This is a genomic window from Parabacteroides sp. AF18-52 (genome assembly GCF_003479145.1).
In the GTDB taxonomy this organism is placed as follows: Bacteria; Bacteroidota; Bacteroidia; order Bacteroidales; family Tannerellaceae; genus Parabacteroides; species Parabacteroides faecis.
Map to the genome: position 1 here is coordinate 20,313 of NZ_QUGR01000012.1, position 15,556 is coordinate 35,868.

Here is a 15,556-nt window from a genome sequence, read left to right on the forward strand (position 1 = left end):
TTTAAAATATTTTGTGTGCAGCTTCTGTTCCAGAAGCTATACATCCTCCGCCAATAGCACCGGGACCAGCTCCTATACCACCTATACCAGCTCCTCCAAGAGCGCCTAAGGCAGCACCAATAGCATCTTCTTTTGCAATATCCCATACACCATCCCAAAAGCCTTCTTCCGGATCTCCGCTTTTAGTTGTTATAGTTTTTTGTTGAGATTTATTTATCCCTAAAATATTTACTCTCCATTTTTCTAAATTTTCATTCCAGTATATTGCAGAATAGCGTGCAACAGAACAACCACAGAGAATAGGAAAACATTCATTTTCTCCAAGATTATTATTTTGTAGTATTTCGTTTTCAAGTTCTATGATGTTGTTTGTAACAGTTTTTATATCAGCCTCTTTTGGTACTGTTAAAATGTCAATTAAACGAATAAGATAGTCTTTTTGAAGATTAGATATTGGAACATCAGAGAAATTGAGAGAATCAGGAAAAGTATCGTTATATGCAGATTTTGTAATCTGTTTATTGAGTAGTTCTTTCTTTTTCATAAAGGAAATAGTCGTTTTTTTGATATACTGGATATCAAAAAATTTTGTTCCTGATTTCGTTTTGGGTAGTTTGATTATTTCATTTAAAATATAATCCATACCTTCATTGTGGAGTTGTCCTATATAATCCTGAGGATTGTTAGAAACTTTACTTTCTTGGTCAAATATTGATTGGCAAGAGAATAAAATGGCTGTAATTAGCAGCGAAGTAAGTAGGTAATAACTTTTTTTCATATTATTAAATTTTAATGTGTGACAAAATTACTGGTGATGGCTATAATGTATTCTAACTATTATCTCATAATTGAATAATCATTGATATTTATTTTAGTTATATTTGCATTCATATCAAGATATCTATGAAAGGTGCAACCTTTGTTCTTCTTTTAGGGTTCCTGTCAATTATTTTGAATCAGGGAATCTGGATTCATAATATGAAGAAGACATATTATGAAGATTATTCTCTTTTGTTTAATAACTTGCTGAATATTAGTATTCAACGAGATGATCAGGATTCTTTGTCTGTTAATTTGGAGAAAGTGGATATAAGTTTGAAAAAACATTTGGAAGAAGCTAACCTTATGCTCCCTTATAAATTAGAGTTGTGTAAAAATGAACGGATAATTAATACGGTTGGGAATTATGTGGAAAAAGCAGATGATTATATTTATCTGTCTCCACGGATAGCAATTTCAGATTCTTTATTTTTATGCTGTTCTGCCATTATTCCTTCTTCGTTTATCATAGGAAAAATGAAGAGAATTAATGATATATCATGTTGGGCAATGATATTTAGTATTGCATGTTTGATTTATTTGCTGCTAAATATCATGAAAAAGGAAAAGAAGTTGAAATCAAATGCTTTAGTAATATATGGAACTATACATGATTTGAAATCACCTTTAAGTTTGACTTATTTACTTATTTCAAGATTTGCCGGAAAGGAAAGTGATCATGTAAAGAAACAATCTTTTCTGGTATGTAAAGCACAATTATATACGTTGAGTAATGCTATAGAGACACTATTGTCTGTTTTGAAAATGACTGACCAACACGTCTCTATAAAAAAGGAACCTGTCGATTTGCGTGGGTTGATAGATTCTATTATTGAAAATTTATCAGTACTTTACTTTAATAAGCATTTTACACTATTGATAGAAGATAAAATGGAAACAGATTGGATTGAAGCAGATCTTTTTTATCTGAGGAATAGTCTTACAAACTTGTTAGATAATTCATTAAAGTATTCTGATGAAAATGTAAAGATAGAAATTCTTCTTGAAAAGAGGTTGGATACTTTTTCTATTGCTATAAAAGATACAGGTTGGGGAATTTCCGGAAAGCTTCGGAAAAAACTTTTTGCACAATGTTGTAGAGGTGATCGACATGACCAGCCAAAGGGACATGGACTCGGATTGATGTATACAGCCCGGGTTGTAAAGAATATGGGGGGAGATCTTACTTTCCAAAGTGTAGAAGGAGAAGGTAGTACATTTATTATAACATTACCATGTTGAATTCAGATAAAATAATAAAAGTGATTGTTTTTGACGATGATATTTTGTTGGGAAATATGATCGTATCTATTTTGAAAGAAGAGAAAATGGAGGCTGTTTACCAATCCTCTTTATATGGGGCAAAGGAAGCTGTCCTCTCTTTTGAGCCGGATATAATTGTGTTAGATGTCGAGATGGGGGAGGATAGTGGGATTGACTTTGCCTCCGAGATGCAATCCAGGGGGATTACAACTCCTATATTATTTGTGTCTTCACATGTTAGAGGATATGAGGTTGCCCAAGGCATACAAGCCGGAGGGAAAGTGTATATTAAAAAGCCTTTTGATATGGAAGAACTTATTGTCTATATTCGGCAATATGCTTGTTCTTCTTCTGGGCATTCTCATTTGATCAATTTTGGCAGATTACAATTAAATAAAGAAACTCGTGACCTATTTTTGGAAAATAGATTAATAAAGAAGCTTAGCAAGATTGAATACCAGATATTATTATTGTTGATAGAAAAACAGGGTGAAGTAGTTCCTCGCAGCCGTTTTTTTAAGGAGATTTGGGATGATTGTGATATTTATGATGCTAGCTTGAATAATTTTATATCCAAATTGAGAGCCTTTTTACTTTTAGATGATAGTCTGACTATAAGAACATTACCAGATATAGGATATATGCTTTTTATCGATGAACGGAACGGGAACAATTGAAATACTTCCCGTTCCGTTTGTAATTTGATGTCTGCCTGAAATCTATATCAGATTACATGGTTTGACTAAAGCAAGTCATATAACGATTGCAAGTAATTACGTACTTCTTTGAAGCGTTTTTTGCGAACGTAGGATAAATATAATGCAATGGATACCGTAATCAGTACCACAATTAATGTGAACAAAATGATTGTTCCGTGTAGGATATAATTCCGTATGATAAAGACTCCTACGATAAAGAGAGTTAGTCCGATGCTGATGTAGGTATCATATTTCTTTTGGTAAGCGATGCTTTTATCGATGTAGATTTACCTTGTGGATGATACCCTGGTAGTCGGACAGTATCCTGAGGAAATCTTCATGCGACTGTTTCATACTGAATGTTTTTTATTGAACTGTACTATATAGTCGTAGAAGCAGGTAATTTCTTACAAGATATGGAGAATTTGATTTTATACTGGGTCATTCAAGAATTAGTTCATAATCGGTAACGTCCAGCCATCGGTTGAATTTCCGTCCAACCTCATGGAAGTGGGATACCTGTTTGAAGTCCAGTCTCTCATGGAGTTTCACACTCGGCTCGTTGGGGATAGTGATACAGGCGATCAGTGCATGGTAGGAACGTTTGCGGCAGTCTTCGATCAGTTGCTCCATTAATATTCTTCCGTATCCTTTCCTGAGATGGTCCGGATGCAGGTAAATGGTCGTTTCTGCGGTGCTGCTGTAGGCTTTCTTCGTTTTCCATTCATGGGCGTAACAATAGCCTGCTATTTTACCTTCTTCCACACAGACCCAGGCAGGACAGTTCTCGATAATAGGCAGCAGGCGTTCGCGCATCTCTGTTTCAGACGGGACTTTTGTGTCGAAAGTCACAACGGTATTGTTTACGTAGTGGGCATAGATGTAGGTTATCTCACTCACATCGTTCAATGTCATCGGGCGTATCATGATTCTTTTTTGTGTAAAGTTAATGATAAAAATAAAAAGAGGATAACTCCGTGGAGCTATCCTCTTAAGATATAATCAATCGAGTTTGTTTACTGATTATAAAGCACCTACTTCTTTCAATGCTTCGTTTGTTTTCTTAACAGCTGCAGCGCTCTTAGCGAACAATTCTTTTTCTTCAGCTGTCAGTTCCAATTCAACGATCTTTTCGATACCGTTCTTGCCAAGGATAACAGGAACACCGATGCAAAGATCTGATTCACCGTATTCTCCTTCCAGATAAACTGAACAAGGAACCATCTTACCCTGGTTGTGGATGATAGATTCAACTACATAAGCTCCTGCTGCACCCGGTGCATACCATGCAGAAGTACCCAGCAGTTTAGTCAGTGTAGCACCACCTACCATAGTAGAAGCAACCACTTCCTGCAGTTTGTCAGCACTTAACAATTTGCTAACAGGGATACCTTTGTAAGTAGCCAGACGAGCCAACGGGATCATTGTTGTATCACCGTGACCACCGATTACCATACCTTCTACTTCGTTAGCGTTGCATCCCAAAGCCTGAGACAAGAAATATTTGAAGCGTGAGCTATCCAATGCACCACCCATACCGATGATACGGTTTTTCGGCAGACCCAGAGATTTCAATGACAGGTAAGTCATTGTATCCATCGGGTTAGAGATAACTACGATAATTGCATTCGGAGAATATTTCAGGATGTTCTGAGCTACACTTTTAACGATACCAGCGTTAACACCGATCAACTCTTCACGAGTCATACCCGGTTTACGGGGAATACCTGAAGTGATAACTACAACATCAGAATTTGCAGTTTGAGCATAGTCGTTAGTGCAACCTACAACTGTTGTATCGAAACCCAGCAGCTGAGCTGTCTGCATCATATCCATTGCTTTACCTTCGGAAACACCTTCCTTAACATCAAGCATTACAACTTCGTCTGCCACTTCATTGAAGGCAAGAACATTTGCGCAAGTAGCACCTACATTACCGGCGCCAACAACTGTTACTTTAGACATAATAATAAGTTTTATATGTTATTACTTATAAAAATACTTCCTGTTTTTATCGAGGACAAAGGTACAATGTATTGCTGAATAAAGAAATATTTCCGTAAATAATTTAATTCTCCGGATTATTAATTATCGCTAAATAGAGGGAGAGCGGATTTCTTAAAAAACATTACCGGTATCATGAACAATCGCTATTGATCAGTAGTTTTATTAAAAAGGGGTTTACTAATCTTAAATCTGTGTGCATATGATTAAGTTATTTCATTCTTGTTTAATGATATATCCTGTCATCTTATTATTTGTTTCCGGACTGGATGGGCAGGCACAGGTAGCACCGTTATTGCCGGATACATTCAGAGCGGTCGTTCCTGATACTGTGAGACTGGATGATGAGATCGCTGTCGGATATGCTACCGGCAGGCAGCAGACCATTTCCGGTTCTGTCGATAAAGTTTCCGAGAAACGTATGAACAAAGGATATGTATCCAGTTCGCTGAATGCCTTGAGCGGGCAGGCGGCGGGTGTCAGTATTTCTACCGGGGCGAACAGGGCGGCAGCGTTGAGTTCCGTCCGGGTTCGGGGAACAACCTCCCTGACAGGGGGCAACGATCCGTTGGTTATTATCGACGGTGTTTCTTCCGATCTGAATACGCTTAGTTCTATCTATCCGGCGGATATCGAAAGCTTTACCATCCTGAAAGATGCTTCCGAGACGGCTCAATACGGTTCTCGTGGTGCTTCGGGAGTTATCGAAGTCGCTACGAAGAAAGGAAAAGGCGGTGCATTCAGTATCAGTTACGATGGCAGTTTCGGGATCGAGGCGGTCTACAAGAATATGAAGATGTTGTCAGGAGGTGACTTCCGGGCAGTGGCGGCAGACCGTAATATCGAAATACTGGATCTGGGCTTCAATACGAATTTTCCGGAAGAAATAACCCGGACCGGGATTGTGCAGAACCACCATATCGCTTTGGGGGGAGGTTCTGAAACGTCCAATTATCGTGCCTCCCTCGGGGTTATGGACCGGGATGGGGTAGTGCGGACCAATGATTTGCAGAATTTTACAGTCAAGCTGGATATTGCCCAGCGTGCGTTCAACGATCGGTTGAAGATCGATCTGGGTGTTTTCGGTTCCCTTCAAAAGAATCGTTATCTGAACGATATCCAGAAGACTTTTTATTCGGCTGCGGCTTTCAACCCGACATTCCCGAATCACCGGGATGAACAGACCGGAGCGTGGAATGGGGTAACCAATGCCAGCCAGATCACCAATCCGCTTGCCTGGCTGGAAGTAAAAGATGACGACTCGAATGCTCATTTTAATACGCATCTCAAGTTTACACTGAAGCTGAGCAAGCAATTGAAGTTTTCCGCCTTCGGTTCTTATACATATAATATAATAGATAACTCTCAATATCTGCCGACAACGGTATGGGCACATGGACAAGCCTATAAAGGGGAGAGGAAGATGGAAGACCTGTTGGGAAATCTGATGCTGAGTTATTCCAACGATTGGGGTGAGCATCATCTGGATGCGCTGGGCCTGGCAGAGGCACAGAAGAATATATTGACCGGATTTTATACAACGGTCACCAATTTTTCTACGGATAAGTTTGGGTATAATAATTTGCAGGCCGGTGCCGTACGGCTTTGGGAAGGAACGAACTCTTATTATGAAGATCCCCGTTTGAGTTCTTTTCTGGGGCGTGTGAATTATGTGTATGCCGGCAAATATGTCGCAACGGTCAATGCCCGTGCGGATGCTTCTTCGAAAGTCGGTAAGAATAATAAATGGGGGTTCTTTCCTTCGGTTTCGGCCGCCTGGGTGATAACGGAAGAGGATTTTATGAAACAGTTCACTTTCCTGAACAATCTGAAATTACGTGCCGGTTATGGTTTGTCCGGTAATCAGGATGCAATAGACAGCTATAATTCCTTGCAGTTGGTTAAGCCTAATGGCGTTGTATCGGTGGGAGGAAGCCCGACGGTAACGATGGGTGTGATACGGAATGCCAATCCCGATCTGAAGTGGGAGGTAAAACGTACTGTGAATGCCGGTATAGATGTCGGTTTTTTCCGTAACCGCCTGTTGATGACGATCGATTATTATAATTCGAAAACCAGCGATATGCTTTATCTTTATGATGTGAGTGTTCCTCCTTTCGCTTATAATAAGTTGTTGGCAAACCTGGGATCTATGCGGAACAGCGGTGTAGAGTTGGGTTTCGGCGTTACTCCGTTGCAGACGAAAGATATGGAGCTGAGTGTCAATGTGAATGTGACGTTCCAGCAGAATAAACTATTATCGCTGAGTGGTATGTACAACGGTGAATATATGTCGGCTCCCGAATATACCAGTATTTCGGACCTGAACGGCGCTGGTTTTCATGGTGGATATAACCACATTGTTTACCAGGTGGTCGGACAACCGTTAGGTGTCTTTTATCTTCCTCATTGTACCGGGTTGACGCAGCGTGAAGACGGGAGTTACCAGTATGAGATCGCCGACCTGAATGGTAACGGCGTGAACCTGGAAGATGGGGAAGACCGTTACATCGCCGGACAGGCAACACCAAAGACAATGTTGGGATCGAATATCAGTTTCCGTTACAAACAGTTTGATATCTCTTTACAGATAAACGGAGCATTCGGCCATAAGATATATAACGGAACTTCTCTTACTTATATGAATATGGGGAGTTTCCCTGATTACAATGTAATGCAAGGGGCTCCTGAACGAAATATCAAGGACCAGACAGCTACAGATTACTGGCTGGAGAAAGGGGATTATATCAATTTCGATTACCTGACTGTCGGTTGGAATGTGCCTTTGGGTAAATGGAGAAAATATGTACAGAATCTGCGTTTGTCCTGTTCTGTCAATAACCTGGCGACGATTACTGGTTATTCCGGTTTGACGCCGATGATCAATAGTTATATTGTAAATAATACGCTGGGAATAGACGATAAACGGAACTATCCGGTTTACCGCTCTTATACGGTCGGTTTGAGTTTTCAATTTTAATAGTTTATGGCGATGAAGAAGTTTGTTTTGCTTTTCTGTATATTATATAGCTTTGCTTTCCTTTCCTGCAGTAAGTTTCTGGAAGAGAATCCGAAAGATCAGATATCGGAAGAAGATGCGTATGATAGTGCGACTGCTGTTTATCTGAATACGGTTGCTACGCTTTATAATTATGTGGGAGGCTATAGCGATAGTCAGGGATTACAGGGGACATACCGGGGAATATACGATCTGAATACATTCACTACCGATGAGGCTATTCTGCCTACACGTGGCGGTGACTGGTATGACGGTGGTTTCTGGCAAGGTCTTTTCCTGCATAAATGGGGGGTGAGCAGCGATGCGATACGGGCCACGTGGGAGTATTTGTATAAGGTGATAGTATTGAGTAATAAGTCACTGGAACGTCTGGACGAATTTTATAAACAGACCGGAAATAAATATATTCCGCCTTATATGGCTGAGGTACGGGCTTTCCGGGCGATGTATTATTATTATCTGGTGGATATGTTCGGACGTGTTCCTCTTGTGCTGTCATCTTCTACACCGATGAAAGAGGTCAAACAGAGTACGCGTCAGGAGGTTTTTGAATTTGTTGTGAAAGAATTGCAGGAGACAACTCCCTTATTGAGTCCGGAACGTAGCAACCAGTTCGGTGACTATTATGGTCGTATGACTCGTCCGGTAGCTTATTTCCTGTTAGCTAAATTAGCCTTAAATGCTGAGGTTTATACGAATAATAACTGGACCAGCGGTAGTCGTCCGGACGGCAGGAACCTGTTTTTTGAGGTGGGCGGGCAGCGTTTGAATGCCTGGCAGACGGTAATGGCTTATTGTGATTCCATTACCGCATCGGGTTATCGGCTTACGCCTACTTATGAAGAGAATTTTTCAGTATTCAATGAAACATCGGTGGAAAATATCTTTACTGTTCCGATGGATAAGAACTTTTATACGAATCAGATGCAATACCTGTTTCGTTCCCGTCACTATAATCATGCGAAAGCATATGGGTTATCCGGAGAAAACGGCTCTTCTGCCACTCAGGAAGTACTCCGGACTTTTGGTTATGATACGGAAGAGGTCGATGCCCGTTTCAGTAAATGTTATTTTGCCGGTGTCGTACTCGATCTGAATGGAGATACTGTCCGGCTCGATACCGGAGAGGTGCTGGAGTATCTGCCCTGGCTGGTGGATGTGGATATTACCGGCAAACCGTATGAAAAAGTGGCCGGTGCCCGTATGAAGAAATATGCGATAGATAAAACGGCGACTAAAGACGGAAAATTGTCGGATAATGATATTGTGTTGTTCCGTTATGCAGATGTCCTCTTGATGAAGAGTGAGGCCAAGGTTAGGAACGGAGAGAACGGGGATGCGGAACTGAATCAGGTACGTTCCCGTGTCGGTATGGCTGACAGGCAGGCCACATTAGAGAATCTCCTGGCGGAACGGCAAATGGAATTTGCCTGGGAAGGGTGGAGGAGACAGGATCTGGTTCGCTTCGGACTGTTTACACGTGCCTATAGCAGCCGTCCGCAGTTGCCGGATGAAAGCAGCGGTTATACGACCGTTTTCCCGATTCCGGAGAATATTTTATTATTGAATGGCAATCTGACACAGAATCCCGGATATTAGCAATCGAATAAAAAAAGGATGCCTCCCAGGGAGAGCATCCTTTTTTTACTTAGTTTATATGGAATTCTTTTTATAACTGAATCCAGCGAACATATGCGAAGTCCATGCGGTGAGGCAATTCTTTGTTTACAGGGTAAACACGGAAGCCCATCTTATGAACACCAGCTTCGCTTGAAGTCGTTTTCAGTTCGAAGAACAGTTTAGAACCTTCTTCTTTCTTCAATTCGAACGGTTTAGTGTAAAGTAATTCGAGTTGATGGTTTTCAGAATTTTCTTTGGTAACAACCACTTCGGCTCCTAACATTCCCTGAAGATCTTTACGGTCGATCACAAGGTTGAAAGAGTATTCTTTACCAACAACCGGTCCGTCGATAGCCAGGTCTTTGCTACAGGTGAATGATTCAACCTGGAAGCTATCCCAATGTTCTGCCACTTCTTCTTTCCAGGCTGCGATCTCTTTTGCTTCTGCAAAGTTTCCTTCACGTAAATGAGCGGAACGAGTAGCCAGCTTGTTATAGAAACGATTGATATAATCGTCCAACATACGTTTCATTGTATAGTCGGGAGCGATCTGTGACATGGAATTTTTGATATACTGGATCCATTCAGGAGAATATCCCTTGCTGTTCTTAGCATAATAAGTCGGGATAAGTTCTGTTTCCAGGATATGGTAGATTGTTGCAGCGTCCAATTGATCTTGGTACTGTTGGTTTTCATAAGTACGCTTGTCGGTCAATGCCCAACCAGCACCTTCTTTATAACCTTCGTACCACCATCCGTCGAGTACGGAGAAGTTCAGTACACCATTCATTTCAGCTTTTTCACCAGATGTACCGGAAGCTTCCAGCGGACGTGTCGGAGTGTTCAACCAAACATCGACACCGGCAATCAGGTGACGAGCCAGGCGCATGTCGTAGTTTTCGAGGAAGATGATCTTACCCAGGAATTCCGGACGGCGTGAGATTTCAACGATGTGTTTGATCAATCCCTGTCCACCACCGTCAGCCGGGTGAGCTTTTCCTGTAAATACGAACTGGATCGGATATTTTTCATTGTTTACGATCTTAGCCAGACGGTCGAGGTCGGTAAACAGCAGGTGAGCACGTTTGTAAGTCGCGAAACGGCGTCCGAAACCGATCAACAGTGCGTTCGGGTTGATCTTTTCAAGTACGGAAACAACCTTTGAAGGATCGCCCTGGTTTTTCAACCAGTTCTGTTTGTACTGAACTTTGATATATTCGATCAGCTTTTTCTTTAATGTCTTGCGGAGATCCCAGATATCATCGTCGTTGACATTCTGGATAGCTTCCCAGTATTTTTTGTTCGACTGGTCGGTGAAGAATTTCTTGTCGAAATGTTCGTAGAAGAAACGTTTCCATTCCGTAGAAGCCCATGTCGGCATGTGTACACCATTGGTAACCCAGCTAACGTGAAGTTCATCAGGGAAATAACCTTTCCATACCGGAGCGAACATCTTCTGTGATACTTTACCGTGCAACCAGCTTACACCGTTTGCTTCCTGGCAAGTGTTCAAAGCAAATACGCTCATGGAGAACTTTTCGTTGGAACCCGGATTTTCGCGTCCCATATCGATAAATTCCTGCCAGCTGATACCCAGCTTACCAGGGAATTCACCCATATAACGACCGAACAAGCCTTCATCGAAATAGTCGTGTCCGGCAGGAACCGGCGTATGTACTGTATAAAGAGCAGAAGCACGCACAACCTCCAACGCCTGGTTGAAAGTAAGTCCGTCGTTCTGAATATAGTCAACTAAACGTTGAGCATTGATCAATGCAGCATGACCTTCATTGCAATGGTAGATCTGCTTTTTGATACCCAATTTATTCAACATCAGGATACCACCGATACCTAACAGATATTCCTGTTTCATACGGTTTTCCCAGTCGCCACCATATAGCTGGTGAGTGATCGAGCGGTCCCATTCGCTGTTCTGAGGAATATCTGTATCCATCAGATACAAAGGCACACGGCCTACGCTTACTTTCCAAATGTGAGCATATACGGTTCTGCCGGGGTAAGGAACTTCCAAAACCATCGGTTCGCCGTTAGACTGTGTAACCTGAGAAAGAGGTAATGAATTGAAATTCTGTGGTTCGTAGTTCGCAATCTGCTGTCCGTCCATAGACAGGGATTGTGTGAAATATCCGTAGCGATACAGGAATCCGACAGCTGTCAGGTCGATATTACTGTCACTGGCTTCTTTCAGATAATCACCAGCCAGTACGCCCAGACCACCGGAGTAGATTTTCAGTACGTTGGTAAGTCCGTATTCCATACTGAAATAAGCAACAGAAGGTTTCGTTGCATCAGGTTTAGTATCTACATATTCCCTGAAGCCAGCGTAAACTTCCTGGATTTCGGCCATCAATACTTTGTCAGCCTGGATTTCTTCAATGCGTTTGTAAGATAAGCTTTGGAGCAAAAGTACCGGGTTACCTTCTGTAGATACCCAAAGGTCTTTGTCGATTTTTCCAAATAATTTAGCTCCTTCATGATTCCATACCCACCACAGGTTTGTCGCCATTTCGTGTAAGGGTTGCAATACTTCAGGAAGCATCGAATGTGAATAAACGTCCTTCCAGATCGGACTGTTTGCGTTATTCGCTTTGATTTTCATTATTGTGAGATTTAAAATGATTCAACTTAAAATAAGATGTAAAAAACTGTGGCAAAGATAGGATTATCTCGCTAATTATGAGCCAAATTTAACCATTTCTTTTGGCCGCAGCTGCTAGTGCATCGCTGAAAGCCTTTTGGTAAAATACGATAAATTTGCTCCATTCAGCCTGCTTTGCCAGTTTGAAACAGCGTTTGCGTATTTCTTCAACTTCCTTTTCATCTTTCTTGACGAGCGAGAGAATTGAAGTCGTGATAGCGTCGGCAACATCGAAGTAATTGAAGTCTGTCCGTTCGATAACGGCAACTCCTTCACTGATGTTTTTGCCGGATACACTTTTTTCCGCCCATAAGCCGAATCCGGCCAGGTTGGTAGTTACTGTCGGTATGCCAAAAGCAACACTTTCCAGTGGTGTGTATCCCCAGGGTTCGTAGTAAGACGGATATACGGTAACATCCATACCGATCAGCAGATCGTAATAGGGTTTATTGAAGATACCGTCGCGCCCGTCCAGATAGCAGGGTACAAATATGATTTTGAGCTTCTCGGAAGCCTGGTTTGTAAATCCTGCATGTGAGATATAATTTAATACCTTGTCCTGATCCATCAGGTTCAGCCAGTGGGTAATAAAAGGCATTTGCATGGGAGAGGTCGTCGGAATATTCTTTTCAATGACCTCTTTCAGATCGGCACGTGCATCACGGACCCAGGCAGGGACCATCAGGAACGCAACGACTTCGCGCTGTAATTCTCCTGAGTTGCGCACGCGGTTCATGGCCTCGATGAAAACATCGATCCCTTTGTTGCGGTATTCGTAACGTCCGCTGGTCGATACCAGTAATGCATCCGGAGAGATGGAACATCCCAGGAGTTTTTCAGCTACATTGATCAATGTCTTGCGGGCTTCCGCACGTTTCTTTGTATATTCTTTTCCTTCGGGAACAAAATTCGGTTCGAAGCCGTTCGGAGTAACAATATCCGGTGCTTTATCCAGTAATTGTTTACACTCCCTGGCTGTGATATCACTGACCGTCGTGAAGCAGTCGACATGGTGTGCAGCCTGTTTCTCGAGCGAGTGCTTGGCTTCCATGTTCAGTTCTTTTGCCATCTGGTCGCCGTTGTATCCGTCCATATAGGCATATAAAGCCTTGTTATTACCGGCAATGGAACGCCCGATGGAAGTAGCATGTGTTGTGAACAGCGTAGCTATGGCAGGAAGTTGCTTTTGAATGTAAAGTGCTCCCATACCCAACATCCATTCATTGAATAGAGCTGTTACTTTTTTGTCGGAGAGATTATAGAAGTTGTAAAAACTTTCTATCACTTTTCCTACGGCATAGGCAAAAATACAGGATTCGTCATAGTCACCGTAAGCGTGCATCGAATCTACCCGGAAATTTTCCCACATGGAGTAGAAAAAAGCGTCTCTCTCACTGAAGAAAGGCTTGAAGTCGACCAAAACGACCGGAGGTGTACCTGGCACGTTCCAGCGTCCGACTTTCATTTTTAGCTTATCAGTGGTTCTCGCATGTTTTTTCCAATCAGCAAACAGAGTATCATCTTCGATAAAGTCCGGAGCATTTGCGGGCCCCCACACATCAGGTCCGATAAAAATAACTTTATCATTGAACATCTGTTGCAGAGTATGCGCTTTTGTAGACAGCACAGTGTAAATTCCTCCCACTTTATTACAGACTTCCCAACTGCTTTCAAAGAGATATTCTGGCGTTGTTGTCTTTGTATCCATAAACGATTTTGTTTATAATCAGAGAATTTGAAGCTGCAAAGATACATTATTTTTATCTTTTTTCCCGCGGTATGAGTTATTTAATAAAGGATTTTGTAGATTTGTAGATAATTTAATTTGAAAATTATGGCTAAGAGAAGAATTTTAAAGAAAGAAATCGGCTATGTAGCAGGTGAACTATTTTCTGAAGTATTGGTTTGTAGGCTATTTATTCCTGGTGTAGAGGAGGAAAAAGCTGATGTTCTGTTGACTAGAATATTGGATATGCAGGATGAGTTTATCCGCCGTGCCGGTAGCCCGGATGGCAAAGACAACAAAACGCTGGTGAAAGAGTATTATCGTAAGTTGCGTGTGGATTTGCAGACGGAAGTAAATGCTATCGCAAACGAAATAGGAGAGCTAAGCAAAGAAAAGTAAATAATGAAGAAAGCTATTAGTAAGGCACTTCTTCGCATGGCTGGATGGAAAGTGGGTCCAATGTGCGAAGATGTGCCTAAATGTGTGATATGCGTTGCCCCGCATACCAGCAATTGGGATTTTATTGTCGGAAAGTTACTTTATACGGCATTAGGGCGTAACGCCAGTTTCCTGATCAAAAAGGACTGGTTTTTTTTCCCCTTTAATTTATTCTTTTCGTGGTTGGGTGGTGTACCGGTCGACCGGCAGAAACATACTTCTGTGACCGACCAGATGGTTGAGGTTTTTAATAAACGTAAGATATTTCAACTGGCTATAACACCGGAAGGCACACGGAAAAGGGTAGAAGAGTGGAAAAAAGGTTTTTATTATATAGCACAGAAAGCACAGGTTCCTATCATGATCGCTTATTTCGATTATGCAAAGAAGGAAGCTGGTATCAAAGGATTGTTCTATCCGACTGGTGACGCAGAAAAGGATATTCATACAATCCGCGAATATTACAGAGATGTGACAGCTTGTCACCCGGAAAATTTCGTACAAGTTTAATTTACTATTATGGCAGACAGTTTACGTATCAGTATGATCCAGTCCCATATCATTTGGGAAGACAGGGATGAGAATCTTGGTTATTACGGAGAATTACTCCGGCGTGTGAGTGGAAAAACGGATATTGCCGTGTTACCGGAAACATTTACGACCGGTTTTTCCATGGAGGTGGAAAGGTTGGCTGATACGATGGACGGGCCAACTGTTCCGTCTATAAAAGGCTGGGCTAGTAAATATAACCTTGCTGTTGTGGGTAGCTTTATTGTGAAAGACAATGGAAGCTACTTCAACCGTGCCTTTTTTATCACTCCCGAAGGGGACGAGTATTATTATGACAAACGTCATTTATTCCGTATGGCTGCTGAAGATAAGCATTTTACTGCCGGGGATAAGCGTACGATCATCAGCTATAAAGACTGGAATATCTGCTTACAGGTATGTTATGATCTTCGCTTTCCTGTCTGGAGCCGTAACCGGAATAATGAATATGACTTACTAATATATGTAGCCAACTGGCCGGAGGCACGTAAGAAGGTATGGAAGGCATTACTTCCTGCTCGTGCTATTGAGAATATGGCTTATGTTTGTGGGGTTAACCGGGTGGGGATCGATGGAAAAGGGTTTACTTACCGTGGCGACTCAATGACTTTTTCTCCGAAAGGAAAGAAGTTGGCGGATGCCGGTAAACGGGAAGAGATAACCCGTACTTGTACCTTGAACAAGGGAGACCTGGAGGAGCTACGTGCAAAGTTCCCGGCGTGGAAAGATGCCGATACTTTCTCGATAGAATAATGATTGTT

General features: G+C 41.8%; 12 protein-coding genes. 7 read left to right on the forward strand and 5 right to left on the reverse strand.

The window, feature by feature from the left end; all coding sequences use genetic code 11:
• Nucleotide 1: 1 nt before the first annotated feature.
• Entirely contained in the window at nt 2–778 is a 777-nt protein-coding gene (locus DWX23_RS18045; RefSeq protein ID WP_122375475.1) for a hypothetical protein, read from the reverse strand.
• 200 nt (nt 779–978) lie between these two features.
• Here DWX23_RS18045 and DWX23_RS18050 point away from each other — a divergent pair, with 200 nt between their 5' ends.
• Both DWX23_RS18050 and DWX23_RS18055 read left to right on the forward strand, forming a co-directional pair.
• Nucleotides 979–2,061, forward strand: coding sequence for a sensor histidine kinase KdpD (locus tag DWX23_RS18050; protein ID WP_233587665.1), 1,083 nt, complete (start codon nt 979–981; stop codon nt 2,059–2,061).
• Entirely contained in the window at nt 2,055–2,759 is a 705-nt protein-coding gene (locus tag DWX23_RS18055; RefSeq protein ID WP_122375477.1) for a response regulator transcription factor, read from the forward strand. The genes DWX23_RS18050 and DWX23_RS18055 overlap by 7 nt, the downstream gene beginning before the upstream one ends.
• Before the next feature lie 462 nt (nt 2,760–3,221).
• On the opposite strand, the gene DWX23_RS18060 is transcribed toward DWX23_RS18055, so the two are convergent.
• The gene (locus DWX23_RS18060) at nt 3,222–3,707 is read right to left on the reverse strand and encodes a GNAT family N-acetyltransferase (RefSeq protein WP_122375478.1); all 486 of its coding nucleotides are present in this window, start codon (nt 3,705–3,707) and stop codon (nt 3,222–3,224) included.
• Between the two features lie 96 nt (nt 3,708–3,803).
• Nucleotides 3,804–4,745 (reverse strand): malate dehydrogenase, encoded by a 942-nt coding sequence (mdh, locus tag DWX23_RS18065; RefSeq protein ID WP_122352179.1) that lies wholly within the window; start codon nt 4,743–4,745, stop codon nt 3,804–3,806.
• Nucleotides 4,746–4,986: 241 nt separating this feature from the next.
• Between mdh and DWX23_RS18070 the strand changes: the two genes are divergently transcribed.
• Nucleotides 4,987–7,764 carry a SusC/RagA family TonB-linked outer membrane protein gene (locus tag DWX23_RS18070; protein WP_122375479.1) on the forward strand — a complete coding sequence of 926 codons (2,778 nt, stop codon included), beginning with the start codon at nt 4,987–4,989 and terminating at the stop codon, nt 7,762–7,764.
• Between the two features lie 12 nt (nt 7,765–7,776).
• Nucleotides 7,777–9,402: a RagB/SusD family nutrient uptake outer membrane protein gene (locus DWX23_RS18075; protein WP_122375543.1), complete on the forward strand. Its 1,626-nt coding sequence runs from the start codon at nt 7,777–7,779 to the stop codon at nt 9,400–9,402.
• Between the two features lie 70 nt (nt 9,403–9,472).
• Here the strand turns inward: DWX23_RS18075 and glgP are convergent, their stop codons facing one another.
• Both glgP and DWX23_RS18085 read right to left on the reverse strand, forming a co-directional pair.
• Complete coding sequence (gene glgP, locus DWX23_RS18080) at nt 9,473–12,043, reverse strand: alpha-glucan family phosphorylase (RefSeq protein ID WP_122375480.1); 2,571 nt, start codon at nt 12,041–12,043, stop codon at nt 9,473–9,475.
• Between the two features lie 88 nt (nt 12,044–12,131).
• Complete coding sequence (locus DWX23_RS18085; RefSeq protein WP_122375481.1) at nt 12,132–13,790, reverse strand: glycosyltransferase; 1,659 nt, start codon at nt 13,788–13,790, stop codon at nt 12,132–12,134.
• A 126-nt stretch (nt 13,791–13,916) separates the two neighbouring features.
• Between DWX23_RS18085 and DWX23_RS18090 the strand changes: the two genes are divergently transcribed.
• From DWX23_RS18090 to DWX23_RS18100, 3 genes are read left to right on the forward strand one after another with little or no spacing between them, the layout of a single operon-like run.
• Nucleotides 13,917–14,207 (forward strand): hypothetical protein, encoded by a 291-nt coding sequence (locus DWX23_RS18090; protein ID WP_122352183.1) that lies wholly within the window; start codon nt 13,917–13,919, stop codon nt 14,205–14,207.
• A gap of 3 nt (nt 14,208–14,210) precedes the next feature.
• Nucleotides 14,211–14,756 (forward strand): 1-acyl-sn-glycerol-3-phosphate acyltransferase, encoded by a 546-nt coding sequence (locus DWX23_RS18095; RefSeq protein WP_122375482.1) that lies wholly within the window; start codon nt 14,211–14,213, stop codon nt 14,754–14,756.
• 9 nt (nt 14,757–14,765) lie between these two features.
• On the forward strand, nt 14,766–15,548 hold the full coding sequence (locus DWX23_RS18100) for an amidohydrolase (RefSeq protein ID WP_122375483.1): 783 nt from the start codon (nt 14,766–14,768) through the stop codon (nt 15,546–15,548).
• Nucleotides 15,549–15,556 lie beyond the last annotated feature (8 nt).

Bases quoted from the DNA above. Each gene is read 5' to 3' on its own strand.
- DWX23_RS18075 (WP_122375543.1), top strand. From the start codon at position 7,777: ATGAAGAAGTTTGTTTTGCTTTTCTGTATATTATATAGCTTTGCTTTC.
- DWX23_RS18050 (WP_233587665.1), top strand. From the start codon at position 979: ATGAAGAAGACATATTATGAAGATTATTCTCTTTTGTTTAATAACTTG.
- mdh (WP_122352179.1), bottom strand. From the start codon at position 4,745: ATGTCTAAAGTAACAGTTGTTGGCGCCGGTAATGTAGGTGCTACTTGC.
- DWX23_RS18100 (WP_122375483.1), top strand. From the start codon at position 14,766: ATGGCAGACAGTTTACGTATCAGTATGATCCAGTCCCATATCATTTGG.
- DWX23_RS18095 (WP_122375482.1), top strand. From the start codon at position 14,211: ATGAAGAAAGCTATTAGTAAGGCACTTCTTCGCATGGCTGGATGGAAA.
- DWX23_RS18055 (WP_122375477.1), top strand. From the start codon at position 2,055: ATGTTGAATTCAGATAAAATAATAAAAGTGATTGTTTTTGACGATGAT.
- glgP (WP_122375480.1), bottom strand. From the start codon at position 12,043: ATGAAAATCAAAGCGAATAACGCAAACAGTCCGATCTGGAAGGACGTT.
- DWX23_RS18085 (WP_122375481.1), bottom strand. From the start codon at position 13,790: ATGGATACAAAGACAACAACGCCAGAATATCTCTTTGAAAGCAGTTGG.
- DWX23_RS18090 (WP_122352183.1), top strand. From the start codon at position 13,917: ATGGCTAAGAGAAGAATTTTAAAGAAAGAAATCGGCTATGTAGCAGGT.
- DWX23_RS18070 (WP_122375479.1), top strand. From the start codon at position 4,987: ATGATTAAGTTATTTCATTCTTGTTTAATGATATATCCTGTCATCTTA.
- DWX23_RS18045 (WP_122375475.1), bottom strand. From the start codon at position 778: ATGAAAAAAAGTTATTACCTACTTACTTCGCTGCTAATTACAGCCATT.
- DWX23_RS18060 (WP_122375478.1), bottom strand. From the start codon at position 3,707: ATGATACGCCCGATGACATTGAACGATGTGAGTGAGATAACCTACATC.